Raw genomic sequence first — 25,658 nt, 5'->3', positions numbered from 1 at the left:
GCGCGATCGCCAGCATCCGGCGTGCCGCATTCGCATCACGGCTCCGCGCCGCTGACTTCCGGAGTTCGGCCGCCGAAAGATCCTGCCGTGTGATCGCCAGCGCCATCTCAGCCTCCCGAACCAACCATGGGGAGGAGCGAATCACACCTGTGGCGCTGGCGGGATCACATGCGAGTCAGCGATCAAGGCGGTTGGTATAAGGATTCAAGTCGTGTCCTACACCCGAATTCCCACATCCCTCCGCATCCTAGGTCTCGCAGCGGCGCTGCTCGGCCCCGCGATCGCACAGGACGCCCTCGCTGCCAGCACGCCCGCCCCCGCGCAGGCCATGCAGGCAACTTCAGAGACGCGGGCGCCGACCACACGCCCGGCGCAGCCTCTGGCCCAGCGCCCCAGCCCGCAGTCCATACTTGAGCAGAGCGGCGCAACGGGGAGTGGCGGCCAGCAGGGCTGACCGATCACAGCGGGCCGCCCCGCTCCTGATCCGCAATGAGGGGTCGCCGGCCATGCCGGCGGCCCTTCTTGCATGAAAGAGGGGTGCACAGCCGCCCCGAAATGCGCCAAGTCGCCCCTTGCATGCCCCTGAACCCCACACGCTCCGCCGCCTTCGCCCTCGTCACCGCCGTGCTGGAGCGCCGGCGCGGGCTGGACGAGGCGCTGGATTCTCTGCCCGGGCACATCCAGCCGCGCGACAAGGCCGCCGCGCACCGCATCGCCGCCGCCGTCCTGCGCCGGCTCGGCAGCATCGACGCGGTGCTGGAACCCTATCTCCGGCGGGAGCCCTCGCCACCTGCGCTGCAGGCGCTGCGCATCGGCGCGGCGGAGCTGCTGCTGCTGGGCACTCCGGCCCATGCGGCCGTTGGCACCGCCGTCGCCCTGGCGCCCAAGCCCTTTGCCGGGTTGGTGAATGCCGTGCTCCGCAAGGTCGCCACCGAGGGCCCAGCCGCGCTGGAAGGGCTGGATGCCGCCCGGCTGGACACGCCGGCCTGGCTCTGGACCTCCTGGCATGCCGCCTATGGCCCGAAGGTCCGCGCCATTGCCGAGGCGCATACCCTGCCGGCGCCGCTGGACCTCTCCCTTGCCCCTGGCGCCGCGGCGCCGGAGGGGGCGGAGATCCTGCCCAATGGCACCGCCCGCCTGCCCGCAGGGACGCGGATCACCGAGCTTCCCGGTTTCGCAGAAGGCGCCTTCTGGGCGCAGGACGCGGCCGCCAGCCTGCCCGCGCGCCTGCTGGCCGCGCGGCCGGGGGAGCGGGTGGCCGATCTCTGCGCGGCACCCGGGGGCAAGACGGCGCAACTCGCCACCACCGGCGCCGCCGTCACGGCAGTGGAGAAGGAGGAGCGCCGGGCAACCCGCCTGCGCGAGAACCTCGCCCGGCTGAAGCTGCAGGCCGAGCTGGTGGTGGCCGATGCCATCCCCTGGTCCGCCGAGCGGCGCGGCAGCTTCGATGCCGTGCTGCTTGATGCCCCCTGCACCGCCACCGGCACCATCCGTCGCCATCCGGAGGTGCCGCATCTGCGCCGTGCACGGGATGTGCCGAAGCTTGCCGCCACTCAGGTCGCGCTGCTCGAGGCTGCCGCCGGGCTGCTGGCGCCCGGCGGGCGGCTGGTGCTCGCCACCTGCTCTCTTCAGCCCGAGGAGGGGGAGGCGCATATGGCGCGCCTCGCCGCGCTTGGCCTGCGTCCCGATCCGGTGCGGCCGGAAGAGGTGCCTGGCCTCGAAGCCGCCATCACGCCCGATGGCGCGCTGCGGACCCGGCCGGATTTCTGGGTGGAGAAGGGCGGGATGGACGGGTTCTTCGTCGCCCGCTTCCTGCGGGGCTAGGAGCCTCCGCCGCCTCCGGTCATCCTTGCACGATCCACACCGGATGGCGGTCCTTCCCGCATCGAGGGGGCTGCACAGGCGGGGCGAAATGCGCCAAGTCGCCTCCCGCATGCCGTCACATCCCGCTTCCACCGCCCCTGGGCCGCTTCCCCTTCGGCCGAAGACGGGACGGGCGCATCGCCTCCGCCGCCCCGGCAGCCGCATGGCGCAGGGCTAGGGGCGCGCCGGATGCGGGTTCTCTTCGTCGCCAATGTTGATTTCGCGCTGCTTCACTTCATCCTGCCGCTGATGCGGGCGGCCCGGGCGCGCGGGCATGAGGTCCTGGGCGCCTGCGCTGAAGGCCCGCTGCTGGACCTGCCGCGGGCGGAGGGCTTCACCGTTCTTCCCGTGCCCATGGCGCGCAGCTTCTCGCCCAGCGCCAACTGGCGGGCCTTCCAGGCCCTCCGCCGCGTGATTCGGGAGTATCGGCCGGATCTCATTCACGCCCATTTCCCGATTTCCGCCTTGCTCGCCCGCGTCGCAGCACGGGCGGAGGGCGTGCCGCGCACGGGCTATACCTGCCACGGCTTCCTGTTCAACCAGCCCGGCCCGCTCTGGCGGCGCGGCCTGTCGCTGGCGGTCGAATGGGTCGGCGGGCGGCTGACTGACACCTTCCTGACCGTGAGCGAGGAGGAGGCGCGCGACGCCCGGCGCCTGCGCATCCACCCAAACCCCGTCGCCGTGGGGAACGGCCGCGACCCGGCGCGCTTTCACCCCGATCCCGCCGCGCGCGCCGCCATCCGCGCGGAACTGGGGGCCGCGCCAGGGGAGGTGGTGGTCACCGCCATCTCCCGCCTCGTGCGCCACAAGGGCTATCCGGAGCTGCTGCGGGCCATGGAGTCGGTGCCCGGTGCGATGCTCTGGGTGGTCGGGGAGCGGCTTGCCAGCGACCATGGCTACGACCTGGAGCCGGATTTTGCCCGCGCAGCCGAGATTCTAGGCCCGCGCCTGCGCCGCCTGGGCTACCGGCACGATACGGAGCGGGTGCTCGCGGGTTCCGACATCTTCTGCCTGCCCAGCCATTTCGAGGGGCTGCCCATGTCGGTGATCGAGGCGATGCTGACCGGCCTGCCGGTGGTGGCCACCGATATCAGCGGCCCGCGGGAACAGGTCGTGGCGGGGGAGACCGGGCTTCTCGTGCCGCCGGCGACGGTGGAGCCGCTGGCGGGCGCCTTGAACCAACTGACGGCCGATGCCCCCCTTCGCGCACGGATGGGCGAGGCCGGCCGCTCAAGGGCACTCGCCCTCTACGACGAAGCCGTCGTGGTCGCCCGAACCCTCGACCTGCTGGGCCTCTGAACCCGAAGGAAAACGATGGGGGTCCGGGGAAATTCCTTCCCCCGGCCTTCCTTCAGAAGTCGCTGACCCGCCCCTTCCGCTCCCAATCACCATAGCGCGTCGGCTCGGGGCCCTTGGGTCCCCCGATCTCGACGGGCTTGGGCGGCGTTCCGGACGGCGCATCGGATGCGGGCGGAACCGGCGTGGAAGGTTGGGTCTTGGTGTCGTCGTTCTCGGCCATGCACCCCAAATAGGGATGGAACAGCAAAGGAGGAACAGGGTCCGTGTCCGGTCTCGCGCGTACAGCCATCCTGATGGCGGGTCTGACGGCCCTTTTCGCCGGGGTCGGCTACATGCTGGGCGGGCAGCAGGGGATGGTGATCGCCTTCCTGATCGCCGCCGGCATGAACCTGTACGCTTGGTGGAACTCGGATCGGATGGTGCTGCGCATGCATAATGCGCAGCCGATCGGCCCGGCGGATCATCCGCAGCTCTATGCGCTGGTCGAGGGGCTGGCCGCGCGGGCGGGGCTGCCCATGCCGGCGCTCTACCTCATCCACGAGGACCAGCCGAATGCCTTCGCGACGGGGCGCTCACCCGAGCGCGCGGCCGTGGCCGTGAACACCGGCCTGCTTGCGATGATGCCGGAAGAGGAGGTGGCCGGGGTGATCGCGCATGAGCTGGCGCATATTCGCAACCGCGACACGCTGATCATGACCGTCACCGCCAGCCTGGCGGGCGCGATCGGGATGGTGGCGCAGTTCGGCGGGTTGTTCGGGCACCGGGACCGGAACAACCCACTGGGCGGGATCGGCCTGCTGTTGGCGATGATCGTGGCGCCGCTGGCGGCGATGCTGGTGCAGATGGCGATCAGCCGCTCCCGCGAATACGAGGCGGACCGGCTGGGCGCGCAGATCGCGGGGCATCCGCGCGGGCTGGCCAATGCGCTGCAGCGGCTGGAAGCGGGACGGCACGCCTTCATCAACCAGGGGGCCGAGGCGAATCCGGGCACCGCCCATCTGTTCATCGTGAACCCGCTCTCGGGCGCGCGGATGGACAACCTGTTCTCCACCCATCCGAGCACGGAGAACCGCGTGCGGGCGCTGATGGAGATGGCGGGTGGGATGCCGGTGGGGCGGCCGCCCTTCGGCGGCGCGGCGCCGGGGCCATGGGGCGGCGCGGCATCACGCGGCCCGGCCGGGCGCCCCTGGGAGCGGCCCGCTGGCCGCCGCCGCGGACCCTGGGCATAGTTCCGGCCTGGAGGATTCCCATGCCCTTGCAAGCGGTGCGTGCCCTGGTGTTCGACGTGTTCGGCACGGTGGTGGACTGGCGGAGCGGCGTGGCACGGGAGGCGGCGCCCTTCCTGGCGCGGCACGCGGCCGGGGCGGTGGATCCCGCTGCCTTCGCCGATGCCTGGCGCTGCCGCTACCAGCCGGCGATGGAGGCGGTGCGCAGCGGCGCGCGCCCCTTCACACGGCTGGACGTGCTGCACCGGGAGAACCTGGAGGCGGTGCTGCCGGATTTCGGCATCGATCCCGCACGGGTTCCGGCGGCCGAACTGGATGAGCTGAACCTTGCCTGGCACCGGCTGGATCCCTGGCCGGATTCGGTGGCCGGGCTCGCGCGGCTGAAGGCACGCTACATCATCGCGCCGCTGTCCAACGGCAACATCATCCTGATGACGGACATGGCCAAGCGCGCAGGCCTGCCCTGGGACGCGATCCTGGGGGCGGAGGTGTCGCGCGCCTATAAGCCCACGCCCGAGGCCTATCTCCGCACGGCGGAGGTGCTGGCGATGCGGCCGGAGGAGGTCTGCCTCGTCGCGGCCCATAACGGGGACCTGGCGGCGGCGCGGCGCTGCGGGCTGCGGACCGCCTTCGTGGCACGCCCGACGGAGCACGGGCCGGGGCAGGCGAAGGACCTGGCGCCGGAGCAGGACTGGGACGTGGTGGCGGAGGACTTCGTCCGTTTGGCGGAGCGCGTTGGGGCCTGAGGGGCGGCGACGCGGCGCCATGGTGTTTGCTTGGGTGTTTGCCGGTACGAAGTGCTGGCACGAAACTGGCACTGTAACCAATCGGAAGGTGGCGGCTGATAACGTGCTGCCTGTTCCGCGTTTTCCATGAAGTGCAAGTCAGGAACTTTGATGCTTTCACGTCGTATGATTCTGGGATCCGCCGGTGCAATTGCCCTTGCCGGCACGGCCAGCGCGCAATCCGCCTATCCCGAGCGCCCGATCCGGCTGATCTGCCCCTATCCCGCCGGTGGCGCGACGGATGTGCTGACGCGGATCCTGGCGGACGGGCTGCGCGAGCGCCTGGGACAGCCCGTGGTGGTGGAGAACCGCTCCGGCGCCGGCGGCAATATCGGCGTGGATGTGGTCGCGAAGGCCACGTCCGATGGCTACACGCTGGGCACCGCGCCGGTGGGCAACTTCGTCATTAATCCCTTCCTCTACAGCTCCATGCCCTATGACCCGGTGCGCGACCTCACCTCCATGTCGATCATCTGGGAGGTGCCGAATGTCGCGGTGGTGGCGGAGAAGCATGTTCCGGCACGCACGCTGAAGGACTTCCTGGCCTGGGCGAAGGCCAAGCCGGGCGGCGTGACCTATGGCACCTCGGGCGTCGGCACCTCGGCGCATCTGTGCTCGGAACTTCTGTTCAAGCGCGCGGGTGTCGCCTGCACCCACGTGCCCTTCCGCAGCGCGGCCCAGGTGATCCCGGCGATGCTGTCCGGCGACGTGGATTTCGCGATCGACAACCTGGCTTCCTATGCCGGCATCATCCAGCAGGGGCAGATGACGGCGCTCGGCATCACGACGGCGGAGCGCTGGCCGACGATGCAGCAGGTGCCCACCATGGCCGAGGCTGGGGTGCCGGATTTCGTGGTCACCGCCTGGTCGGCGCTGATCGGCCCGTCCGCGCTGCCCGCCGCGATCCAGGAGAAGCTCTCCGCCGCCGTTCAGGAGGTGACCGCCGATCCGGCGACCCGGCAGCGCTTCCTGGTCGCAGGGGCGCAGGCGATCGGCACCACGGCGGCAGGCGCGCGGGAGCGCGCGGAGCGCGAGCGCCCGATGTGGAAGGAAATGGTGGCGCTGTCCGGCGCGCGCATGGACTGAGCCTGGCGTATCACCATGGGTGGAATCGCGGAGGCGCGGTCCCGCCCATGGGCAGCACAGTACGGAATATCTGACGTGAACGCCTGGAAACCGCGGATGCCTCGGCCCGGGACGTTCCTGGCGCTCATCTAGGAAGGCTGCCCCGTGGAGACCGCCTGATTGAGTTTCTCCAATGATTGCAGCACCCCGCGCGCGGCGTTCAGCGCCTCCGGGGCGGGCATCGACGGACGTTCATGAGAGATGTCGGCGACACGGTGCCGCATCTCCTGCATGGCATCGTCATAGGCACGGCTCGTGGCGAAGTTCGCAGGCGCGCGCTGCGCGATCTGCCAGGAATTCCGCGCCGTCTGCATCAGGTGTATCACATCCGGTGACATGGCGCCTTGCTGGGTGGAAGCCGCGCCGCCCTCGACGCGCGAAATCTCCCCCCGCAGGTCCTGCACGGCCTTCTGCAGCATGCCGCGATAGGTCTGCATGTCCGGCGCCCGGGGCGTTGCGGTGTCCGGGTTCGGGTTTGCGACGGAAGGTGTCTGCGGCGCCGTCCCCTGCCGGTTCGTATTCGTCTGGGCGAGGGCGCTGGCCAGGAGGACAAAGCATAGCGCCGGCACCACGGCAAACAGGCGGATCTTTGCACGCATTCGGAGTCTCCGTGATCGGATTGGCGGCATGCAGCCGGTTGCTGCCCGCCTCCGTTCCTGCGGCACATCAAGGCAGCGGAACCGTCCAAACGCCGCCCGCGGCCTGCCGTTGCCGCGAAAGCGCCCCGGATGCGGATTTACGCGCCAGGATCAGCGGGGATCATCATCCCGGGACGGGTCCCTGTCCGGCGGCCGTCTGGCTCTCCACCCGGCCATCCGCGGGGCAATCTGCCACCACCTCCCGCGCCAGCACCAGCAGGAGACGCCGCAGCCAGGCATGGCCCTGGTCGGCCTCGAAGCGGCGGTGGAAGATCATCGACAGCCGCGTGTGCTTCGTGCGCTCCGCGATCTCGGCCGGCACGGGATGCAGGACCAGCCCATGCGCCGCGGCCAGTTGCCGCGCAAGGCGGGAGGAGAGCGTCATCACCATGTCCGTGTGCAACAGGATGGCCGGCACGGCGGACAGATGCGCCACCACCGCGCCCAGCCGCCGGGACTGGCCGAGCTCCTGCAGCACCCGGTCCACCGCGCCGTCGCGCGACCCGTTGGGCGAATGCAGCAGATGGGGCCAGGCGACATAGCGCTCGACCGTCATCTCGCCCTCCAGCAGCGGGTGGCCGGGGCGGGTGAGGATCATGAAGGCTTCGGGCAGCAGGCGCAGCCGCGTGTAGAGGGCCGTGGGTTCCGGCAGCACCGCGATGGCGAGCTGCGCCTCGTTGCCCTCCAGCAGCGCATTGGTATTGGTGCGGTCAGCATGGCAGATCGCTACCAGAATGTGCGGCGCCTCCTTCGCCAGCCGCGCGAAGAGGGGCGGCGCCAGCACCGCCTCCGCATATTCCGAGAAGCCGAGGGTGAAGACGCGGTCGCTCGTCGCCGGGTCGAAAGGCGCGGTGGCGGCCAGGGTTTCCTGCAGCCGGTCGAGCATCTCCTCCACCGGATGCATGAGCGCGAGGGCAAGGCTGGTCGGTTCCACCCCCTGCGGGGCGCGCAGGAACAGCTCGTCGCCCAATGCCGCGCGCAGCCGGTTCAGGGCATTGGAGACGGCGGGCTGGGAGAGGTTCAGCCGCGCCGCCGCGCGGGTGACATGGCGTTCCCGCGCCACGGCATCGAAGACGCGCAGCAGGTTCAGATCGAAGCCGGAGAGGTCCTTCAAGCGCCAAATCCGTAAAGCCGGGCCGGGTTGTCCCATAGCACCGCCGCGCGCATTGCGGGGGTGAGGGGCGCCAGGGCGGCCTCGCGCAGCGCGGCCTCGTCCTGCGGCAGGTCCGTGTTGGGATGCGGCCAGTTGGTACCCCAGAGCAGCTGCCCCGGGCCCGCGGCCGCCAGGGCGCGGATCAGCGGTCCGGGATCGCCGGGCGCGAGGGCATAGGGGGAGGAGAGCTTCACCCAGGCACGTCCGGCGGCCAGCAGGTCGGCCACCATCGGCCAGGCGGCATGGGTGGCGAAGCCCTCGGGCGGCAGCATGGCGAAATGGTCCAGCACCAGCGGGCAGGGCAGGGCGCGGAGGGCAGGGGCCATCTCCGCCAGGAGATCGGCCGGGGCGAAGACCTGCAGGTGCCAGCCCTGGTCGGCGCAGAGGCGGCCCAGCGCCGGCACGTCCCCCGGAACCAGCGGCACGCCATGGACCAGATTGGCGCGCAGCCCGCGAACCCCGGCCGCCGTCAGGCGCCGGGCCTCGGCCGCGCCTGTATCCGGCGGAAGCACAGCGACCACACGCGAAGTGTCAGGCGCCGCGGCCCGCGCCGCGAGGTGGAGGGCGTTGTCGAAGCCATAGGTGGAGGGCTGCACCAGCACATGATGGGTGATGCCAAGCCGCGCCCGCAGTGCCGCATAGGCCGCCAGCGGCGCATCCGGCGGTGGGCGGGTGCCGGGAATGGGCGGGATGGTGGCATCATAGACGTGGTGGTGCGTGTCGATGATGCGGGGCGGAAGGCTGTCAGACATGGCGGGGCGCATCCTGGGCTCCTGAGGCGGCCGGCGCCATGGGGGCGGGCCGCGGGGAGGCGACGGCGCCAAGCGCGGCCAGCTCCTCCGGCGTCGCGGCGATGCGGCGGCGGGCCAGCCAGGCCGAAAGTCCGGGAGAGGCCGTCCAGACGCAAAGGGGAATCGCCAGCACCAGCCCGGCCGTGAAGGGCAGGGACAGCAGCATGGCGGGCGCCGAGACCATGCCCAGCGCCGCCACGCAGCCCAGTCCCAGCAGTGTATGCGGCCAGAGCAGCCGTGCCGCGTCCGCCCATGCCACGCCCCGGTCCACCCGGTTCTGCGGCGCCCAGCCATTCCGGGCGCCCAGGGCCAGCCGCGCCAGGGCCAGGGTCTTGTTGGCGAGGCTCACCGGCTCGGCCAGCAGGGAAAAGAGGATTTCCGCCGTGGCGCCGCGCAGCACGGCGGCGCGGCCGCCATAGGGCGCGGCGCGGCCGGGGCGCAGCAGCAGTTCCGCGAAGCCGCAGAGCTTCGGCGCCGCATTGCCGAGCCAGGTGAGGGCGAGCAGTGCCGCCAGCGCGCCCAGCGGCGTCGTGGCGCCGCCGCCCGCCACGGCATTGCCCACCGCCGCCAGCAGCATCCCCACCCAGAGCGGCGCGCAGAGGAACAGCAGCATGGCCTGGGCCATCTGCCAGCGCCCCATCATGCGCAGCCCCGGCGCCAGGATGAGGTGGCGGTACTGCATGTTGCCGGCGCCCCAGCGCACGTCGCGTGCCAGGAATTCGGGAAGGGCGGGGGGATTGCCTTCCAGGCTGCCATCCTCGGCGGGCAGGCAGCGCACGCGCCATCCGGCGGCATGCAGCCGCACCGCCTCCAGCTGGTCATGCGACAGGATGGCGGAGCCGTCCGGCAGCGGCGCCAGCCGGGCATGGGCGCGGAAGGGTTCGATGCGGAAGATGGCGTTGTGGCCCCAATAAGGGCCGTCATCGAGCTGCCACCAACCCTGCCCCGTGGCCCAGGCGCGCATTCCGGCGCGCATGCCGAACTGGAAGAGCCGGGGGAAGGCGCTCGCGGCCGGCCGGCCGACGATGAGCTGCTGGATGAGGGCGAGGCGCGGATCGGCCTCCATCCCGCGCACCAGGCGCAGCACGGCCCCGGCCGACATCTCGGAATCGGCGTCCAGCATAAGGACAAGGTCATGGCCCGCCGCATGGTGGTCGAGGAAGTCCATGACGTTCCCGGCCTTGAAGCCGGCATTGTCGGCGCGTCGGCGGCTGCGGATGGCGATGCCGCCCCCCAGAGCACGGCGGGATGCGGCGAAGCCGTCGATGGCGGCATCCTCGGCCGCCGCATGGGCGAGGTCGCGCGTGTCCGAGAGAAACCACAGGGTGAAGCGCCCGCCCTCCCCGGCGGCCTCCAGCCCGTCCAGCAGCCGGGCCAGGGGCGGCAGGACGGATTCCATCTCCTCGTTTCGGATGCAGACGGCGATGGCGGTGCGGAGGGGCGGCCCGGCGGGCGGGGAGGCCACCTGCGGCACGAGGAAGGCCGGCGCATCCGGCTTCGTCAGCAGCAGGGCGAGGCCGATCAGGGAATTCGCCGCGCAGATCGCCGTCCAGGGCAGGGTGCCGAGATAGAGGAGGGCGACCGCCACTTCCCACCCCGTCCAGCCGCCGGGCGCCAGGACGTGCCGGAGCAGCGCAGCCAGCGGCAACGCGGCCAGCAGGCAGAGCAGGAGGAAGGCGGCGCGCCTCGCGGCGGGCCGCTCATGCGGCCAGGGGGCGCGCGGGGCAGGGGGTGGCGTCACGGCCGGAGACTCTCCCGCTCGCATGGCGGAAGCGTGGCGGCCGCGCGAAGGCCCGCCGCATGCACCGGCCGGGCACGCGCTTGTGCAATCCCCGACAGGCCGTGCGGGATTGGAAGATCAGGTACCGGCCGTAGAATGCCAGTGTGGAAAGAGATGGTTTGCGGAATGGGTGCTGGGATCGGCCAAGCTAGGATGCGATCCGCCCCATTCCCCCTCCGGATATGGCCCGGGGGCCGCGCCGCGACTGCGCGATGTGGGACGGGGCTGTGATGCCCGGCAATTGGCGGGACAACCACTGGGGGGGCTGCGCCGTTCTGCCCCCGATGCCTGTCACCGGCTCCACCCTGGCGGGGAGCGCGCAGCCGGTCCCCGGCCCTTCCTGCCCATCCCGCCTTCCAAGGCATGATCCGCCGGCGCCGCGCCGAGCGGTGGCGGGCCGTGCATGCCGCGACGGTGGCACCGCGGCCGCATGACTATCCAAACCCGCCCGAACCGCCTGCGCGGCCTCGCCGCGCAGAAGATGGCCCCCTTTGAGCCCGACTGCGCGGATTCCCTCTGCGCCCAGGAACCGATCCACATCCCCGGCGCCATCCAGCCACATGGCGTTCTGCTGGTGGCCGATCCCGCGCGCAATCTTGCCATCGTGGCGGCCAGCGAGAATGCCGGGCTACTCTCGGGCGGCACCCAGTCGAACACCCTCCTCGGCGTGCCGGTGGAGGAGGTGCTGGGGGAAGGCTTCGCCGCTTCTCTGAAGGAGTTGGCCGCGGCGGGGGAACTGCCGGGCGAGACGCCCTGGGAAACCGCGCTGGATCTTCCCGGCGGCGTGTTCGAAACGATGTCCCACACCCAGGACGGCATGGTTCTGGTCGAGCTGGAGCCGGTGGCCCCGCGCGACGAGCAGGAGGCCCTGACCGCCGCGCGTGCCCTGCAGCGGATGATCGCCCGGCTGCGCGCCTCGGGCGGCCGGCTGGAGGACCTGGCACGCGTGGCGGTGCAGGGCATCCGCCAGCTCACCGGCTATGAACGTGTGCTGATCTACCGCTTCGACCAGGACTGGCACGGCCAGACCCTGGCCGAGGACATGGTGGATGACTGGGACCAGTCGCTGGACGGGCTGCACTTCCCGGCCTCCGACATCCCGGCACAGGCGCGGGAGCTGTATCGCCGCAGCCTCATCCGCTGGGTGCCCTCACGGGATGCGGTGCCGATTCCGCTGCACAAGGATCCTGCCTGGGAGACGCAGGATCTGCCGGCGAAGCCGATCGACCTCTCCTTCTCGCGGCTGCGCAGTCTTTCGCCGATCCATCTCCAGTACCACCGCAACATGGGCGTGGACGGCTCCATGTCGCTCTCCATCCTGCATGAGGGGCAGCTCTGGGGGCTGATGGTCTGCCATCACCGCCGGCCGCACCGGCCCTCGCCGGGGCAGCGCGCGGCGGCGGCGGCGCTGACGGATGCCTTCGCCCTGCGTATCGGCGGTGCCGAGCAACGGGGGACGGAGGAGGCCCGCCGCGCGGATACGCAGCGCCTGTCCGAGCTGATGGCCCATATGGCGGAGGCCGATGATGTCAGCGCCGCCCTGACCGCGGGCTCCGTCACCATCGCCTCCCTGTTCGGCTGCACGGGAGCGGCGGTGGTGCGGGGCGAGGAGGTGGAGCGGCTCGGCACCGCCCCGCCGGCCGCCGATGTGCTGCGCCTGTCCACCTGGTTGCGCGCGAGAGGCGGCGAGGAAATATTCCACTCGGATCATCTGGGCGCGGACTTCCCCGACTGGGCGCATGCCGTCATCGCCAGCGGCGCGCTGGGGGTGTTCCTGAACGCCGAGCGCAGCGACATGATCCTCTGGTTCCGGCCGGAGGAGCCGCATCTCGTCAGCTGGGGTGGCAATCCGAACAAGGCCGTGGAGGAGGGGCAGGGCGCCATCATGCCACGCCAGTCCTTCGAGCGCTGGGTGGAGGAGCGGCACGGCTATGCCCGCCCCTGGGCCGGCTGGGAGCTGGAGATCGCGGCGACGCTGCGCCACGCCATCACCGAGGTGATCATCCGCAGCCTCAGCCGCATCACGGAACTGAACGAGCGGCTGCGGCAGGCACAGAAAATGGAGGCGGTCGGCCAGCTGACGGGCGGCATCGCGCACGACTTCAACAACCTGCTGACCGGGATCGTCGGCAGCCTGGAGCTGATGCGCAACCGTGTGGCGCAGGGACGGACCGGGGAGCTGGACCGCTATCTTGGCGTGGCGATGACCGCGGCGAACCGCGCGGCGGCTTTGACGCACCGGCTGCTGGCCTTCTCGCGCCGGCAGACGCTGGATCCGAAGCCGACCGATGTGAACCGCCTCGTCGCCTCCATGGAGGAGCTGATCCGCCGCACGGTGGGGCCATCCATCCATGTGGAAACCGTGATGTCGGGCGGGCTGTGGATGACGCTCTGCGATGCCAACCAGCTGGAGAACGCGCTGCTCAACCTTTCGATCAACGCGCGCGACGCCATGCCCGATGGCGGCCGCCTGACGATCGAGGCGGCGAATGCGCGGCTCGATGACGCCTATGCGCGCCGGCACCACGATCTTTCACCTGGCCAGTATGTCGCCATCTCGGTCTCGGACACCGGGGCCGGGATGCCGCCGGAGGTGGTGGCACGCGCCTTCGATCCCTTCTTCACCACCAAGCCGCTCGGGCAGGGCACGGGGCTCGGCCTGTCGATGGTCTATGGCTTCGCCAAGCAGTCCAACGGCTATGTCCGCATCTATAGCGAGCCCGGCCAGGGCACGACGGTGCGGATCTACCTGCCGCGCTCCAGCGAAGCGGCGGAGGCGGAACGGGATAGGGCGGAGACGCTTTTCCTTGCCCCCGCACCGGAAGGCGGCACGGTCCTGGTGGTGGATGACGAGCCTGCGGTGCGGATGCTGGTGGGCGAGGTGCTGCGCGACCTCGGCTATGGCGTGATCGAGGCTGCGGATGGCCCGCAGGCGATGAAGGCGTTGGAAGGCGACCGCCGCATCGACCTGCTGGTGACGGATGTGGGCCTGCCTGGCGGCATGAACGGGCGGCAGCTGGCCGATGCGGGGCGCGTGAGGCGGCCCGATCTGAAGGTGCTGTTCATCACCGGCTATGCCGAGAATGCCGTGGTGAGGAACGGGCTGCTGGACACGGGCATGCAGGTGATGACGAAGCCTTTCGCCATGGATGCGCTGGCTTCCAAGATCCGGTCGATGCTGTGAGCCTTGTGTCCTCCTCCATCCGGGACCGCCTGCGGGCGGAGACGCGCCCCGAGCATGACCGGCTGGAGAACGGACTACGGCTGACCGATCCGGACCTGACCCTGGAGCGCTACCGCGAGGTGATGGCGCGCTTTTTCGCCTTCTGGTCCGGTTGGGAGCCGCGCATGGCGGCGGTGCTGACGGACGAGGCCTTGCTGGCACCGCGCCGCCGTCTGCACCTGCTGCGCGCCGACCTGCTGGCCCTGGGCATCGCGCCGGAGACTCTGCCGGCCTGCGAACCCCCGCCGATCCACAGCCGCAGCGAGGCCTTCGGCTCGCTCTATGTCATGGAGGGGTCGACGCTGGGCGGGCGGGTGATCCTGAAGCGGCTCGGCGCCCTCGGCCTGTCGCCGGACACGGGTGGCTGCGCCTATTTCGCCGGATACGGGGCGGAGACGGGGGCCATGTGGACCCGCTTCCTCGAAAGGCTTGAGGCCGAGGCGGATAACGGAAATGCGCCCGCCATCATCCGCGGCGCCCGCGCCACTTTCGCAAGGCTCGGCGACTGGATGCTCGGCTGACGGGCTTGGCGGATCGTCCTATCCGTGGTCTTGCGCGGGCTTCAACACGTCAAGGAAGCGCGCATGTTCGAGGTCGTCGATACGGGAATCATCCCCTCCAAGGGGCCGGTCAGCGGCACGGTGCGGAAGGGCGGCCTGCTCATCACCGCGCAGGTGCCGAAGGATCCCGTCACTGGCGCGATCCTGCAGGGCGATATCGAGTTGCAGACGCGCCGGACGCTGGAGAACCTGAAGATGGCGGTGACGGCGGCGGGCGGCACGCTGGCCGATGTGATGCTGGTGCAGGCCTATCTGGTCGAGGCTTCGGATTCCGCAGGCATGAACCGCGTGTATCGCGAGTTCTTCCAGGAGCCCTTCCCATGCCGCGCGACCGTGGTGGTGAAAGAACTGCTCTCGCCGGGGATGCGGTTGGAGATGATCGCCACGGTGCAGATCGGCTGAAGAAGGCCGGGGAGAAGGAATTCTCCCCGGACCTCTCATCTTTTCCTGGCTATTCGGCGGCGCTGCGGATGGGGGCGTCGGCCAGGACCAGGAGATGGCCCATGGAGCAATGCTCGATGCGGGCCTCCACCTCATAGACCTTGGCAAGAAGTGCGGGGGTCAGGGTTTCCAGCGGCGTGCCGTCGGCCTGGATGGCGCCTTCGCTAAGGGCGACCAGGCGGTCTGCGAAGCGGGCGGCCAGGCCGAGATCATGCAGCACCACGACGCCCACAAGGCCCCGCTGCACCACTGTTTCGCGTACCAGCGCCATGACGGAGACCTGATGCCGCAGGTCTAGCGCGCTGGTCGGCTCGTCCAGCATGAGGATGTCCGGCTCGCGCGCCATCGCCTGCGCCAGTCCGACGAGCTGGCGCTGGCCACCGGACAGGCGGTCAAGCGTGCGCAGCGCCAGATGCTCGATGCCCAGGCGCTGCAGCACCGTGATGGCATGCGCCGCGGCCGAGGCGCCATCGGGCGCGAGGGCCGTCGGCACGGCGCGCAACGCGCCCACCAGCGTTTCCATGACTGTCAGCGCCACGCCACCCGGAAGGCCCTGGGGCATGTAGGCGAGGTGCCGCGCGCGTTCCGGGATGGACATGGCGAGAAGGTCACGCTCGCCGAGCCGCACCGTGCCGTGCGTGCCGGGCACCAGCCCTGCAATGCCGCGCAGCAAGGTGGACTTGCCCGCTGCATTCGGCCCGACCAGCGCGGTGAGCGTGCCAGGCTGCAGCGGGGCGAGGTCCAACCCGTCGACGATGACGCGCCGCCCATAGGCGACGCGCAGATTGGTCACGGAAAGCGGGACGGCGCTCATGCCATGCGCCCCCGGCCCATGACGAGCGCGAGGAAGACCGGCACGCCCACCAGCGCGGTGACGATGCCGATCGGCACCAGCAGCCCCGGCACGGCGAGCTTGCCCACTACCGAGGAGAGTGAGAGCAGCAACGCGCCGCAGAGCGCCGAGGCTGGCAGGAAGAAGCGGTGGTCCTCCCCCACCATCAGCCGTGCGGCATGCGGGCCGACAAGGCCCACGAAGCCGATGGTGCCGACGAAGGCGACGGAGACGCCAGCCAGCAGGCTGACCCGCAGCAGCGCGCCGCGCCGCGTGGCATTCGTATCCACGCCGAAGGATCGCGCGCGATCCTCGCCGAGGCGCAGCGCCGTCAGCCGCCAGGCGGCGCGGGCGGAGAAGGGGATGGCAACGAGCAGGGCGAGGGCGAGGATGCCGATCTTGTCCCAGGTGGCACGGGCCAGGCTGCCCATGGACCAGAAGACGAGTTGCTGCAGCGCCTGCTCGGTAGCCAGGAACTGGATCAGCGCGACCAGCGCATTGAAGGCAAAAACGAGGGCGATGCCGAAGAGCACCAGCGCCTGCAGCCCCGCCCCGCGCAGCTGCGCCATGAACTGCAGCAGCAGCATGGCGGCAAGCGCGAAGACGAAGGCATTGGCCGGCACCAGCCAGTCCTGCGGCACGAAGGGAATGCCCGTGCCGAGGACGATGGCGAGGGCCGCGCCCAGGGAGGCGGCGGAGGAGACACCGAGGGTGAAGGGGCTGGCCAGAGGGTTGTCCAGCACCGTCTGCATCTCGGCGCCCGAGAGGGCGAGGGCTGCGCCGACCAGCATGGCCATCACGGCATAGGGCAGGCGCACGTCCCACACGATCACCGACATCGCCCCACCGGCGCCGCGGCCGGCCAGCAGCGCGTCCAGCACCGTGCCGAGCGGCAGGCGCGCGGGGCCGGTGGCGACATCCAGCAGGAAGGCCACGAGCAGACCCAGGCTCAGCGCCAGCAGCAGCGCCGCGCGGCGCAGGATCAGCCGGCGATAGCCCAAGGCGGCATCGCCGGCCGCGAGGGTCGTGGCACTCAACGAAGTGAGACCCAGTAGGTGCCCTGGAGCGGCAGGTTCGGCAGGAAGCGCCGGTTCATCTCGGCCATGGTGGCGGCGGGATCGACGTCCCGGAACAGCTCCGGATGGATCCAGCTGGCGAGCGCCTCCAGCACCAGCAGGTTGAAGGGGCTGTCGTAGAAGCTGTGCCAGATCGCATGTGCCCGGCCGGCCTTCACCCCGGCGAGCGAGGCGATGCCGGCGCGGGAGACGGTGCGCTGGAGGGCGGCGCGCGCCTCCTCGGGCGTCACGCCGGGGCCGACGCGAGGCTGCGTGCCCTCGCCGCTCGCGCCGCCGGTGGCGATGTAGACCGCCGGGTCGCAGGCGATGACGTATTCGAGGTTCAGCGGACCGAGGGCGCCCGGCACCACCTCGGCGCCGATATTGGCGCCGCCCGCCAGCTCGATCAGCCCGCCCAGATTGCCCTTCCCGGGGGAACCGCAGCATTCCCGGGTGCCGCCGGCGCGCATCTCCATCAGCACGGTGGGACGGGTCGGCTTCGCTTCGGCGAGGCGGTTGCGGATGCGGTCGATCCGCTCCTGGGCGAAGGCCAGGTATTCGGCGGCCTGCTGCTCGCGCCCGATGGCCTTGCCGATCAGCTCGATGCTGGGCAGCGTGTTAGCCAGCGGATCCTGGCGGAAATCGACGAAGACCACTGGCACACCGGCACGGGCGAATTGCGCCACCGCCTCGCTGCCGCGGCCGGGCCCATGGCCATCCAGCCCCAGCACCACCAGGTCCGGCCGCGCGGTGAGGGCGCTTTCAATCGAGAAGCTGTCGGCGGAGGAGGCGCCGACCACCGGGATGCGCTCGGCATTCGGGTAGCGGGCCGCGAGCTGGGCATAGCCCTGGGGGTCCAGGCGGCGGAACTCGCCCATCCAGCCGGCAACCAGCTTCGTGGGATCGTCCCGCTCCAGCAGGGCGAGGACGGAGATGAGGCGGCCTTCGCCGAGCAGGACGCGCTTGGCCGGGGCAGCCAGGGTGACCTCTCGCCCTGCGATGTCGCGCAGGGTGACCGGCTGCGCCATCGCGGGCGCGGCGGCGAGCAGGGTGGGAACCAACGCGGCAAGGCGCAGCAGGCTGCGACGGATCATGGAAGCTCCGGGCGGACGAGATTGACGCACAGGATAATCATTCGCAGCTGGAGCCACAAACGGCTTGGCCGTTTCAAGTCGTGGCAGGCTGCCCCGCGTGGCGTGGGAGGCTCAGTGCTCCTCCGCCTCGCCGGCGCCGTGGCGCCAATAACCAACCGCGCGGAACCGGCCGCGCGGCAGGCGGTCCTCCTGCGTCCAGTGCTCGCGGATGGCCTGGGCCGTGGCGTGTTCGCAGGCAGCCCAGGCCGAGACCGCGTCGCTTTCCCATTCGGCGGCACGCACCGCCGCCAGCAGCTTTGCGCCATAGGCGGCGCCGTCCCGGTGCAGCCAGCGGATGGCGAAGCCGGGCGGATGGGCGAGATCCTGCTCCTCCGCCGCATCCGCCACCTCGATGAGGGCGAGGCCGCACGCATCGGGTGCCATGCTCTCCAGGAAGCGGCCGATGGCGGGCAGGGCGGTTTCGTCCCCCGCCACCAGGGTCCAGCCCTGCGCCTTGATGCCGCCGCCGCCGGGACCCATCAGGCCGAGCCAGTCGCCTGGCTGCGCCTGCAGGGCAAAGCGGGAGCCGGGGCTCGCATCGCCGTGCAGGACAAAGTCGATGTCCAGCTCGCCCGCCGCCAGGTCGAGGCGGCGGACCGTGTAGGTGCGGCGGGTGAGGGAGCAGTCGTCGAAAAGCGCCACCCCGCTCGGGCTCACCCGCGGCCAGACGGGCTCGCCCGAGCCTTCGGGGATGAGGATCTTGATGTGCTGGTGCTCGGCATCGAAGCGCTCCAGCCCCTCGCCCCTCACGGTCACCCGGCGCATGCGCGGGGTGACGTCCCGGGTGCCGACCACGCGCGCGGCGCGGAAATTATGCGGACGGGCATCGGGATTGGTGATGGCGCCGTCGCCGGTCCAGACGATGCCCAGCGCCTCGCCGGGAGCGAAGGCGTCCAGATGGCCCGAGACGCTGTTCTTGGCATCCGCCAGCATGTCGGGGGAGGAGGCCTCGATCCGTAGGTCGATCTCGCCGCCCCGCAGCCGCAGGAGGGCGGTGACGCCGGGATAGTGGATCCGGCTATCGGACGCCGGGCCACTCACCTGCAGCCCATGCTCCGCCATGTGGTCGCGGAACTGGGTGATGAGCGTCTCTGGCGCGCGGGCGCGGGCACGGGCCTCGGCGATGAGGATCATGGGGCTGCTCCTACTCAGCGGGGGCCGGGCGATGCAGGGGCCGGCAGGTCGGCCCAATGCGCGCCCTTTATGGGGATGGCCAGGAAGCGGTCATTCAGTGCGGCCATGGTGGCGGCGGGATCGAGGCCGGCGCAGTGCTCCGGATGGAACCAGCGGGCCATGGCTTCCAGCATCACGACATGGGCGGGGGTGTCGTTGAAGCCGTGCCAGATGGCATGGGCCCGGCCGGCCTGCACCGCCGGCAGGATGTCGAGCCGGTTGCGCCGGAGCACCGCGGCCAGTTCCCGCTCGGCCGTGGCCGCATCCACTCCCGGGCCGAGTGGAACGCCGCCGCGCCCGCCATAGGGGCCGCCGGTTGCCACATAGACCTTCGGGTCCTGGGCGAGGATGTATTCGAGCGAGAGCTGCCCGGTGGCGCCCGGTAGCAGGTCCGCACCGATGTTATGGCCGCCGGCGAAGCGGATCATCGCGTTGAAGGCGCCTTGGCCGGGGGAGAAGCAACAGGGCGTGCCCCCGGCATGGGCGTGCACCACGGCCTTCGGCCGGTCCTCCCCGATGCCCGCGAGGCAGGCGGCGATGCGTTCCAGCCGCTCGGCATAGAAGGCGTCGAAGGCGGCGGCGCGCTCCTGGAGGCCCAGCAGCTGGCCGAGGATCGCCATGCTGCGGCGGGTGTCGCGCATCGGGTCCACGAAGAAGTCGATCACCACGGTGGGGATGCCGAGGGCGGTGAGCTGGTCCGGCAGGGTATCGCCCAGGATCCGGAGGGAGCCGCGGCTGATCACCACCAGTTCCGGACTGCCGGCAAGGGTGGCTTCCAGCGAGAGGCCGTCGCTTTGGCCGCGCGCGATGATCGGGATGGAATCGGCGCGCGGGAAGCGGTTGCGGACGGTGGCATAGTCCGGTGGGTTCATCCGCCGCAGGTCGTCACTCCAGCCGGTGACGAGGGAGACGGGATCGGGATGCAGCAGCCCGATCGCCATCACATGTCGCGCCTGGGTGAGCGCGATGCGCCGCGCGGGGCGCGAGAGGGTGACCGTTCGGCCGAGCACATCGGTGACGCGGATCGGAGACTGGGCGCGGACCAGCCGCGGGGCGGCCAGGAGAGGCAGGGCGCCGAGGAGGAGGCGGCGGTTCATGCGGTGGCTCCGGGGGAAGTCGGCAGGGCGAAGGGCAGCGCCCGGGCAATGGCGGCGGGAATGACCGAGCCGTGGGTTTCCCCGGGAAATTCCACGAACTCCACCTGGGGCCCGCGCCCCATGAGGAGGGCGGCAAGGTCGCGCGCATTGCCGGCCATGCGGCGGGCCGCGCGCAGGGCGGCATGGGGGCCCCTATCCTCCCGTCCCTCCAGCCCCCCCGCCGTGATCAGCAGGGCGGCAGCCTCGGCGCCCTTTGGTGGGGAGGCGGCGAAGCGGCGTGCGGCTTCCATCACTGCCCCTTCTGCCCACCAGAGGGAGGGGCTGGCGGCAACCAGTCGGCAGAACAGGGTGGGGCGGGAAAAGAGGGCGTGCAGGGCCAGCAGCCCGCCGAAGGAATGGCCGAACAGGGCGAGGCGCGCGCGGTCCACCGGGAAGCGGCGCTCCAGCGCCGGGACCAGCTCGGTTTCGATGAAGGACAAGAAGGCGTCCGCCTTCCCCGTGCCATCCGGCGCCCCGGGGGCGGGCGGGGTGTAGTCGCGGCTGCGACCGGGGATGTCGAAGGGGCCTGTGCCGGGATGGCCGAGGCCGACGATCAGCGCCGGGACGATGTCCTCCGCCTCGCCGCGCCAGGCGCGGGCGCGGGAGGCTTCGACGGCGGTGGCGAAGGTGGCGTTGCCATCGGTGAGGAAAAGCGCGGGGAAGCCGCCGGGGGGCGGCGGCCCCTCCGGCCAAGCGAGGAGGATGCGGTGGTGGCGCGCCGGGTCTCCGCCGGCGCGCATTTCCCAGCAGGCGCTGCGCGGCAGCGTGACGGGCGCTCCGCGGTACGGCGCCATGCCTGCTACCACCGCACGCGGACCGATCCGAGCACGAGCCGGCCTGTGCCGTAGTAGCAGGCGGTCAGCGTGGAGCAGCTCGCGACATAGTCTTTGTCGGCGATGTTCTGCGCGTTCACCGCCAGTTCCAGCCCGCGGACGCTCTCGAAGCGCGCACCGACATCGTAGCGGATGGCAGCATCGAACAGGGTCACGTCGTTGACCTTGAAGGAGTTCGCCTCGTCGCCATAGGTCGAGCCGACATAGCGCACGCCGCCGCCAAGCTGCAGGCCGCGGAGCGGGCCCTCGTGAAAGGTGTAATTCGCCCAGCCGCTGGCAATGTGGTGCGGCACCTGCGGCACGCGGTTGCCGGCGACACCCGGGTTGTTGGACCGCGTGATCTCGGCATCGATGTAGGAGTAGGTGCCGATCAGGTCGAGGTTGTCGTTCAGGCTGGCGCGCCCCTCCACCTCGATTCCGCGGGAGCGGATCTCGCCCTGCGGGATGCTCGAGGTGGTGTAGACCGGATCCCGCGTCAGCACGTTCTGCTGCGTGATGTGATAGGCTGCGACCTGCACGAAGCTGTTCATGCCGGGCGGTTGGAACTTCACGCCGATCTCGTACTGCTCGCCCGTGGTGGGCTGGAAGTTTCCGCCGCCGCGCTGCGGGGCAAAGGTTCCGGTATTCGGCAGAAAGGAGGTCGAGTAGCTGGCATAAGGCGCGAGGCCGTTGTCGAAAAGATAGAGCCCGCCGACGCGCCAGGTCACCTCGTCGTCGAACTGGGAGATCTGCGAGGCGTTGGCGCCGCTGGCCTGGTGGGTAGTGGTGCCGATGCTGGCGCGGTCGTAGCGGAGGCCGATGTTGAAGCGCCAGCGATCGAGCGCGATCTGGTCCTGCGCATAGAAGCCGAGCTGGTCCAGCTCCTGGTTCGTCAGGCCGGACGGATCCGTCCAGATCGGCTGGACGCCCTGGAAGTAGGTGGGGTTGAAGAGATCGATGGACGGCACGCCCGCGCCGGAGGCGAGGCCCTGCCGCGCGCGGGCAGAGGTACGCTGCCAGTCGATGCCGAACAGCGCCGTGTGGCGCAGCGGGCCGGTGGTGAAGCTGGCTTGCGCCTGGTTGTCCAGCGCATAGGCATTGGCGTGGTCGGAGACGAAGGTGGCGCCACGGACGCCGATGCGATTGTTGGTGATCGAGCGCACCGACAGCACATTCACCTCCGCATCGATATGCGAGTAGCGGAAGTTCTGGCGCAGCGTCCAGGTGTCGTCGACCCGGTGCTCCAGCTGGTAGCCGATCGACGCCTGGGTGCGGTCAAACTTGTCGTAGCTCGGGTCGCCGCCGAAGAAATTGCGGCCAATGCGGCCGTTCGGATTGGGCAGCACCGTGCCGCTGGCAGGCACGAAATTGTAGAAGCCGCCTTCCGGATCCTTCTGGTAAGAGGTGAGTATGGTCAGCGTGGTGTTGTCATCCGCCCGCCAGGTGAAGGCGGGCGCGATCGCGATCCGCTCCTCCTGCGTGTAATCGTACTGGGTGTCCCCCTTCCGGGCGATGCCGGTGAGGCGATAGAGGAACTGTCCGTCGCTCGTCAGCGGCCCGCTGAAGTCGAAGGCGGTTTGCAGCAACGCGTGCGAACCGGCCTCGATCCGGACTTCATTCACCGGCGTCGCAGTCGGGCGGCGGCTGACAAGATTCACGAGGCCGCCGACGCCGGTCTGGCCGTAGAGTACGGAGGCCGGGCCGCGCAGGACTTCGATGCGCTCCAGAAGCCAGGGGTCGGTGTTCGGCACACCGAAATAGAGGCCGCGGCCCTGCCGCAACCCGTCGAGGAAGTTCACGAAGGCGGCGCCGGTGCCCTGGCCTCCGAAGCCCCGGACGAAGACGCTGTCATAGCGGGCGGAGGGACGGACCTCGGGCAGCACGCCGGCGGTGTAGCGCAGCGCCTGGGAGACGCTCTGCGCCGCCTGATCGTCGATCTGGTCGCGGGTGACGACGCCGACGGATTGCGGCGCCTCGATCAGCGGCGTGTCGGTCTTGGAGCCAGTGGTGGTTACCGGGGCGACATAGCCCTTTACGGGCTGCCAGGAGCGCCAGGCGGTGGCCTGCACATCCACCTCGGGCACCTCGATCGCCGCGTCCTGGGCTTGCGCGGCCGGCACCAGGCCGATTGCCACCAGCGCGACGCTTGCCAGCAGGGCAAGGCGTGGGGAGCGGGCTCTGGGCAGCGGGATCATGCAAGTCTTCTCGGTGGATTCGGGGAGCTTTTACCAATAATGCGAGTTAGTCGCAATAACCGAAGTGGCATCCGTGCATCAGCTATGGCTCCCGGGCATCGTCGCCCTGGGCGGGGCGGGGCGGGGCGGGGCGGGGCGGGGCGGTGCCGGCCCAGTACGCCATGGGGCTGCCACGGAGGCGGCGCTATGCTCTCCGTCTGAAAGGCGGTCTGGGTATGCGGAACATCGGGCGGCTGGCGGTCACCGAAGCCGGCTTGGGCGTGGCCCTCGCTTTCATCGCGGGCGCGATCAATGCGGGGGGATTCCTGCTGGTCGGGCAATACACATCGCATATGTCCGGCATCATTTCCGCCATGGCGGACGAGCTGGTGCTGGGCGCCATCGCCGTGGTGGCGAGCGGGCTGATTGCTCTTGTCGCGTTCCTGTGCGGTGCGGCCGCCTCGGCCGTGCTGATCAATTAGGGCCGGCGGAACCCACGCCACCACCCCTATGCCCTGCCGCTGATGCTCGAAGCCCTGCTGCTGCTTCTGTTCGGGCTGGTCGGAGGACTGCTGGACAACGAGGCGGTGTTGGCGGTCGCCATCCCGCTGCTCTGCTTCCTCATGGGGCTGCAGAACGCCACCATCACCAAGATATCGGGCGCGCGGATCCGTACCACGCATATGACCGGCGTGGTCACCGACATCGGGATCGAGCTGGGAAAGCTGTTCTACTGGAACCGCCGCAGCCTGGGGTCGGACGGGCATTTCGTGCGGGCGGACCGGGGAAAGCTGCGGCTGCTGGCCGCCATCCTCTCGGCCTTCACCCTGGGCGGGGTGGCCGGGGCGCTGGCCTTCTCGCGGCTGGGCTTCGTCTCTACCGTGCCGCTGGCCTTGGTGCTGCTGGTCCTTGCGCGGGCGATGATCCGCGCCGAACGCCGCGGCGCCGGCTCCGGGGAAAGTGCCCCGGAGCCGGACCGGAGTGCGTCTCAGCCGACGCCGAGCAGTTCCACGTCGAAGACGAGCGTCGCGTTGGGCGGGATGACGCCGCCAGCGCCGCGGGCGCCGTAGCCCATCTCGGGTGGGATGGTCAGGGTACGCTGGCCGCCGACCTTCATGCCCTTCACGCCCTCGTCCCAGCCGCGGATGACATGGCCGGCGCCGAGCGGGAAGGCGAAGGGCTCGCCGCGGTCGCGGGAGCTGTCGAACTTGCGGCCCTTGTTCTCGGGCTTGCCGGGGTCGAAGAGCCAACCAGTGTAATGCACCGTGACCTCCTTGCCGGAGACGGCCTCGTCGCCCGTGCCGAGCTTGCGTTCTTCGATCATGTCTGTCGTTCCCTGGTGGTGGGCGGGGGTTCTATCCGGCCGGCGCGGTGAGGCCAAATGATGGGCTCAGGGCCGCTATGCCGCCACGGCCGCATCCGCGGCCACTTCCGCCAGAATGGCGAAGGAGCGCTTGCGGGCGGCGTGGTCGTGGATCTGGCCGGTGACCATCAGCTCGTCCACGCCGGTGCGCTCGATCAGCTCGCGCAGGCCTTTCCGGACCGTGTCAGGGCCGCCGACGATGGAGACGGAGAGTGAGGCATCGATCATCGCCTTCGCATAGGGATCCAGGGATTCATAGAATCCCTCATTCGGGGCGGGCAGCTTGCCGGGGCGGCCACTGCGCAGGTTCACGAAGGACTGCTGGTGCGATGAGAAGAGAAGACGGGCGGCGGCGTCCGTCTCGGCGGCGTGGATGTTCACGCCGATCATCACATAGGGCTTCTCGATATGGCCGGAGGGGCGGAACTGCTCGCGGTAGGTGGCAATGGCCTGCTGCATGGCCTGGGGGGCAAAATGGGAGGCGAAAGCATAGGGCAGGCCCAGCGCCGCCGCGAGCTGGGCGCCATAGGTTGAGGAGCCGAGGATCCAGACCGGCACGTCCAGCCCCGCGCCGGGCACGGCCTGGATGCGCTGGTTGGGCTGGGCCGGGCGGAAATAGGCCATCAGCTCCATCACGTCCTGCGGGAAGGAGTCGACATCGCCCTGAAGCGTACGACGCAGGGCATGGGCGGTGATCTGGTCCGAGCCGGGTGCGCGGCCGAGGCCGAGATCGATCCGGCCGGGATAGAGGGCGGCCAGCGTGCCGAACTGCTCCGCAATGGCGAGAGGGGCGTGGTTGGGGAGCATGACACCGCCGGCGCCAATGCGGATGCGGCTGGTACCCGGGGCGATGCTGGCCAGGGCGACGGAGGTAGCCGCGCTGGCGATGCCAGGCATGTTGTGGTGCTCGGCCATCCAATAGCGGTTGTAGCCGAGGGCGTCGGCATGGCGCGCCAGATCCGCGGAGTTGCGGAGGGCGTCCCCGGCGTTGCTGCCTTCCGGCACGGGGGAGAGGTCGAGGACGGAGAGGGGGATCATGGCGGGCATATGGTTGCCTCCTTCCCGGACCGAAAGGCTTGCTGCCCCACCCGGCCCG

General features: G+C 70.5%; 23 protein-coding genes and 1 pseudogene. 10 read left to right on the top strand and 14 right to left on the bottom strand.

What is annotated here, in order from left to right; genetic code table 11:
• Positions 1-211 precede the first annotated feature (211 nt).
• From GSE44_RS18135 to GSE44_RS18125, 3 genes are all read left to right on the top strand, one after another.
• Entirely contained in the window at positions 212-454 is a 243-nt protein-coding gene (locus GSE44_RS18135) for a hypothetical protein (RefSeq protein ID WP_159350237.1), read from the top strand.
• 122 nt (positions 455-576) lie between these two features.
• Entirely contained in the window at positions 577-1,824 is a 1,248-nt protein-coding gene (locus GSE44_RS18130) for an RsmB/NOP family class I SAM-dependent RNA methyltransferase (protein ID WP_159350236.1), read from the top strand.
• 228 nt (positions 1,825-2,052) lie between these two features.
• Positions 2,053-3,162, top strand: coding sequence for a glycosyltransferase family 4 protein (locus GSE44_RS18125; protein ID WP_159350235.1), 1,110 nt, complete (start codon positions 2,053-2,055; stop codon positions 3,160-3,162).
• Positions 3,163-3,214: 52 nt separating this feature from the next.
• Here the strand turns inward: GSE44_RS18125 and GSE44_RS18120 are convergent, their stop codons facing one another.
• Positions 3,215-3,382, bottom strand: a complete 168-nt coding sequence (locus GSE44_RS18120) for a succinate dehydrogenase assembly factor 4 (protein ID WP_159350234.1) — start codon at positions 3,380-3,382, stop codon at positions 3,215-3,217.
• Between the two features lie 43 nt (positions 3,383-3,425).
• On the opposite strand from GSE44_RS18120, the gene htpX reads away from it, so the two are divergent.
• The 3 genes from htpX (at position 3,426) to GSE44_RS18105 (ending at position 6,259) form a co-directional block, all read left to right on the top strand.
• Positions 3,426-4,391 (top strand): zinc metalloprotease HtpX, encoded by a 966-nt coding sequence (gene htpX / locus GSE44_RS18115; protein ID WP_159350233.1) that lies wholly within the window; start codon positions 3,426-3,428, stop codon positions 4,389-4,391.
• A 20-nt stretch (positions 4,392-4,411) separates the two neighbouring features.
• Positions 4,412-5,134: a haloacid dehalogenase type II gene (locus GSE44_RS18110; RefSeq protein ID WP_159350232.1), complete on the top strand. Its 723-nt coding sequence runs from the start codon at positions 4,412-4,414 to the stop codon at positions 5,132-5,134.
• Between the two features lie 150 nt (positions 5,135-5,284).
• Positions 5,285-6,259: a Bug family tripartite tricarboxylate transporter substrate binding protein gene (locus tag GSE44_RS18105; protein ID WP_159350231.1), complete on the top strand. Its 975-nt coding sequence runs from the start codon at positions 5,285-5,287 to the stop codon at positions 6,257-6,259.
• A 128-nt stretch (positions 6,260-6,387) separates the two neighbouring features.
• Here GSE44_RS18105 and GSE44_RS18100 read toward each other — a convergent pair whose 3' ends face one another.
• From GSE44_RS18100 to mdoH, 4 genes are all read right to left on the bottom strand, one after another.
• A complete protein-coding gene (locus tag GSE44_RS18100) occupies positions 6,388-6,897 on the bottom strand; it encodes a hypothetical protein (RefSeq protein WP_159350230.1) in 510 nt (169 codons plus the stop codon).
• A gap of 163 nt (positions 6,898-7,060) precedes the next feature.
• Complete coding sequence (locus GSE44_RS18095) at positions 7,061-8,050, bottom strand: LysR family transcriptional regulator (RefSeq protein ID WP_159350229.1); 990 nt, start codon at positions 8,048-8,050, stop codon at positions 7,061-7,063.
• Positions 8,047-8,841 carry an amidohydrolase family protein gene (locus tag GSE44_RS18090; RefSeq protein ID WP_159350228.1) on the bottom strand — a complete coding sequence of 265 codons (795 nt, stop codon included), beginning with the start codon at positions 8,839-8,841 and terminating at the stop codon, positions 8,047-8,049. Before GSE44_RS18090 ends, GSE44_RS18095 begins: the two co-directional genes overlap by 4 nt.
• Positions 8,834-10,621, bottom strand: a complete 1,788-nt coding sequence (mdoH, locus tag GSE44_RS18085; protein WP_235924918.1) for a glucans biosynthesis glucosyltransferase MdoH — start codon at positions 10,619-10,621, stop codon at positions 8,834-8,836. The genes GSE44_RS18090 and mdoH overlap by 8 nt, the downstream gene beginning before the upstream one ends.
• Before the next feature lie 469 nt (positions 10,622-11,090).
• On the opposite strand from mdoH, the gene GSE44_RS18080 reads away from it, so the two are divergent.
• From GSE44_RS18080 to GSE44_RS18070, 3 genes are all read left to right on the top strand, one after another.
• The gene (locus GSE44_RS18080; protein ID WP_159350226.1) at positions 11,091-13,844 is read left to right on the top strand and encodes an ATP-binding protein; all 2,754 of its coding nucleotides are present in this window, start codon (positions 11,091-11,093) and stop codon (positions 13,842-13,844) included.
• Positions 13,841-14,404 (top strand): biliverdin-producing heme oxygenase, encoded by a 564-nt coding sequence (locus tag GSE44_RS18075; protein WP_159350225.1) that lies wholly within the window; start codon positions 13,841-13,843, stop codon positions 14,402-14,404. The genes GSE44_RS18080 and GSE44_RS18075 overlap by 4 nt, the downstream gene beginning before the upstream one ends.
• A 63-nt stretch (positions 14,405-14,467) precedes the next feature.
• Complete coding sequence (locus tag GSE44_RS18070; RefSeq protein ID WP_159350224.1) at positions 14,468-14,845, top strand: RidA family protein; 378 nt, start codon at positions 14,468-14,470, stop codon at positions 14,843-14,845.
• 49 nt (positions 14,846-14,894) lie between these two features.
• Here GSE44_RS18070 and GSE44_RS18065 read toward each other — a convergent pair whose 3' ends face one another.
• The 7 genes from GSE44_RS18065 to GSE44_RS18035 form a co-directional block, all read right to left on the bottom strand.
• A complete protein-coding gene (locus GSE44_RS18065; RefSeq protein ID WP_159350223.1) occupies positions 14,895-15,698 on the bottom strand; it encodes an ABC transporter ATP-binding protein in 804 nt (267 codons plus the stop codon).
• Entirely contained in the window at positions 15,695-16,753 is a 1,059-nt protein-coding gene (locus GSE44_RS18060) for a FecCD family ABC transporter permease (protein ID WP_159350222.1), read from the bottom strand. The genes GSE44_RS18065 and GSE44_RS18060 overlap by 4 nt, the downstream gene beginning before the upstream one ends.
• Complete coding sequence (locus GSE44_RS18055; RefSeq protein WP_159350221.1) at positions 16,750-17,865, bottom strand: ABC transporter substrate-binding protein; 1,116 nt, start codon at positions 17,863-17,865, stop codon at positions 16,750-16,752. The genes GSE44_RS18060 and GSE44_RS18055 overlap by 4 nt, the downstream gene beginning before the upstream one ends.
• 111 nt (positions 17,866-17,976) lie before the next feature.
• The gene (locus tag GSE44_RS18050) at positions 17,977-19,038 is read right to left on the bottom strand and encodes a siderophore-interacting protein (RefSeq protein WP_159350220.1); all 1,062 of its coding nucleotides are present in this window, start codon (positions 19,036-19,038) and stop codon (positions 17,977-17,979) included.
• Between the two features lie 14 nt (positions 19,039-19,052).
• Positions 19,053-20,174, bottom strand: coding sequence for an ABC transporter substrate-binding protein (locus GSE44_RS18045; RefSeq protein WP_159350219.1), 1,122 nt, complete (start codon positions 20,172-20,174; stop codon positions 19,053-19,055).
• Positions 20,171-21,007: an alpha/beta hydrolase gene (locus GSE44_RS18040; RefSeq protein WP_159350218.1), complete on the bottom strand. Its 837-nt coding sequence runs from the start codon at positions 21,005-21,007 to the stop codon at positions 20,171-20,173. Before GSE44_RS18040 ends, GSE44_RS18045 begins: the two co-directional genes overlap by 4 nt.
• Before the next feature lie 5 nt (positions 21,008-21,012).
• Positions 21,013-23,220 (bottom strand): TonB-dependent siderophore receptor, encoded by a 2,208-nt coding sequence (locus GSE44_RS18035; RefSeq protein WP_159350217.1) that lies wholly within the window; start codon positions 23,218-23,220, stop codon positions 21,013-21,015.
• 161 nt (positions 23,221-23,381) lie between these two features.
• Here GSE44_RS18035 and GSE44_RS18030 point away from each other — a divergent pair.
• Positions 23,382-24,269: pseudogene (locus GSE44_RS18030) on the top strand (YoaK family protein).
• On the opposite strand, the gene GSE44_RS18025 reads toward GSE44_RS18030, so the two are convergent.
• Both GSE44_RS18025 and GSE44_RS18020 read right to left on the bottom strand, forming a co-directional pair.
• Positions 24,188-24,523, bottom strand: a complete 336-nt coding sequence (locus tag GSE44_RS18025) for an FKBP-type peptidyl-prolyl cis-trans isomerase (protein WP_159350216.1) — start codon at positions 24,521-24,523, stop codon at positions 24,188-24,190. The pseudogene GSE44_RS18030 and the gene GSE44_RS18025 sit on opposite strands and share 82 nt — an antisense overlap.
• 75 nt (positions 24,524-24,598) lie before the next feature.
• Entirely contained in the window at positions 24,599-25,600 is a 1,002-nt protein-coding gene (locus GSE44_RS18020) for an LLM class flavin-dependent oxidoreductase (RefSeq protein WP_159350245.1), read from the bottom strand.
• Positions 25,601-25,658: the final 58 nt, after the last annotated feature.

Source organism: Muricoccus harenae, from assembly GCF_009848505.1.
Classification (GTDB): Bacteria; Pseudomonadota; Alphaproteobacteria; order Acetobacterales; family Acetobacteraceae; genus Roseomonas; species Roseomonas harenae.
This window is presented reverse-complemented; position numbering and strand designations above follow the sequence as displayed.

Coding starts and splice junctions, on each gene's coding strand:
- GSE44_RS18045 (WP_159350219.1), bottom strand. CDS start 20,174: ATGAACCGCCGCCTCCTCCTCGGCGCCCTGCCTCTCCTGGCCGCCCCG.
- GSE44_RS18110 (WP_159350232.1), top strand. CDS start 4,412: ATGCCCTTGCAAGCGGTGCGTGCCCTGGTGTTCGACGTGTTCGGCACG.
- GSE44_RS18040 (WP_159350218.1), bottom strand. CDS start 21,007: ATGGCGCCGTACCGCGGAGCGCCCGTCACGCTGCCGCGCAGCGCCTGC.
- GSE44_RS18130 (WP_159350236.1), top strand. CDS start 577: ATGCCCCTGAACCCCACACGCTCCGCCGCCTTCGCCCTCGTCACCGCC.
- GSE44_RS18020 (WP_159350245.1), bottom strand. CDS start 25,600: ATGATCCCCCTCTCCGTCCTCGACCTCTCCCCCGTGCCGGAAGGCAGC.
- GSE44_RS18025 (WP_159350216.1), bottom strand. CDS start 24,523: ATGATCGAAGAACGCAAGCTCGGCACGGGCGACGAGGCCGTCTCCGGC.
- GSE44_RS18070 (WP_159350224.1), top strand. CDS start 14,468: ATGTTCGAGGTCGTCGATACGGGAATCATCCCCTCCAAGGGGCCGGTC.
- GSE44_RS18105 (WP_159350231.1), top strand. CDS start 5,285: ATGCTTTCACGTCGTATGATTCTGGGATCCGCCGGTGCAATTGCCCTT.
- GSE44_RS18055 (WP_159350221.1), bottom strand. CDS start 17,865: ATGATCCGTCGCAGCCTGCTGCGCCTTGCCGCGTTGGTTCCCACCCTG.
- GSE44_RS18120 (WP_159350234.1), bottom strand. CDS start 3,382: ATGGCCGAGAACGACGACACCAAGACCCAACCTTCCACGCCGGTTCCG.
- GSE44_RS18100 (WP_159350230.1), bottom strand. CDS start 6,897: ATGCGTGCAAAGATCCGCCTGTTTGCCGTGGTGCCGGCGCTATGCTTT.
- GSE44_RS18125 (WP_159350235.1), top strand. CDS start 2,053: ATGCGGGTTCTCTTCGTCGCCAATGTTGATTTCGCGCTGCTTCACTTC.
- GSE44_RS18050 (WP_159350220.1), bottom strand. CDS start 19,038: ATGATCCTCATCGCCGAGGCCCGTGCCCGCGCCCGCGCGCCAGAGACG.
- GSE44_RS18080 (WP_159350226.1), top strand. CDS start 11,091: ATGACTATCCAAACCCGCCCGAACCGCCTGCGCGGCCTCGCCGCGCAG.
- GSE44_RS18065 (WP_159350223.1), bottom strand. CDS start 15,698: ATGAGCGCCGTCCCGCTTTCCGTGACCAATCTGCGCGTCGCCTATGGG.
- GSE44_RS18035 (WP_159350217.1), bottom strand. CDS start 23,220: ATGATCCCGCTGCCCAGAGCCCGCTCCCCACGCCTTGCCCTGCTGGCA.
- GSE44_RS18090 (WP_159350228.1), bottom strand. CDS start 8,841: ATGTCTGACAGCCTTCCGCCCCGCATCATCGACACGCACCACCACGTC.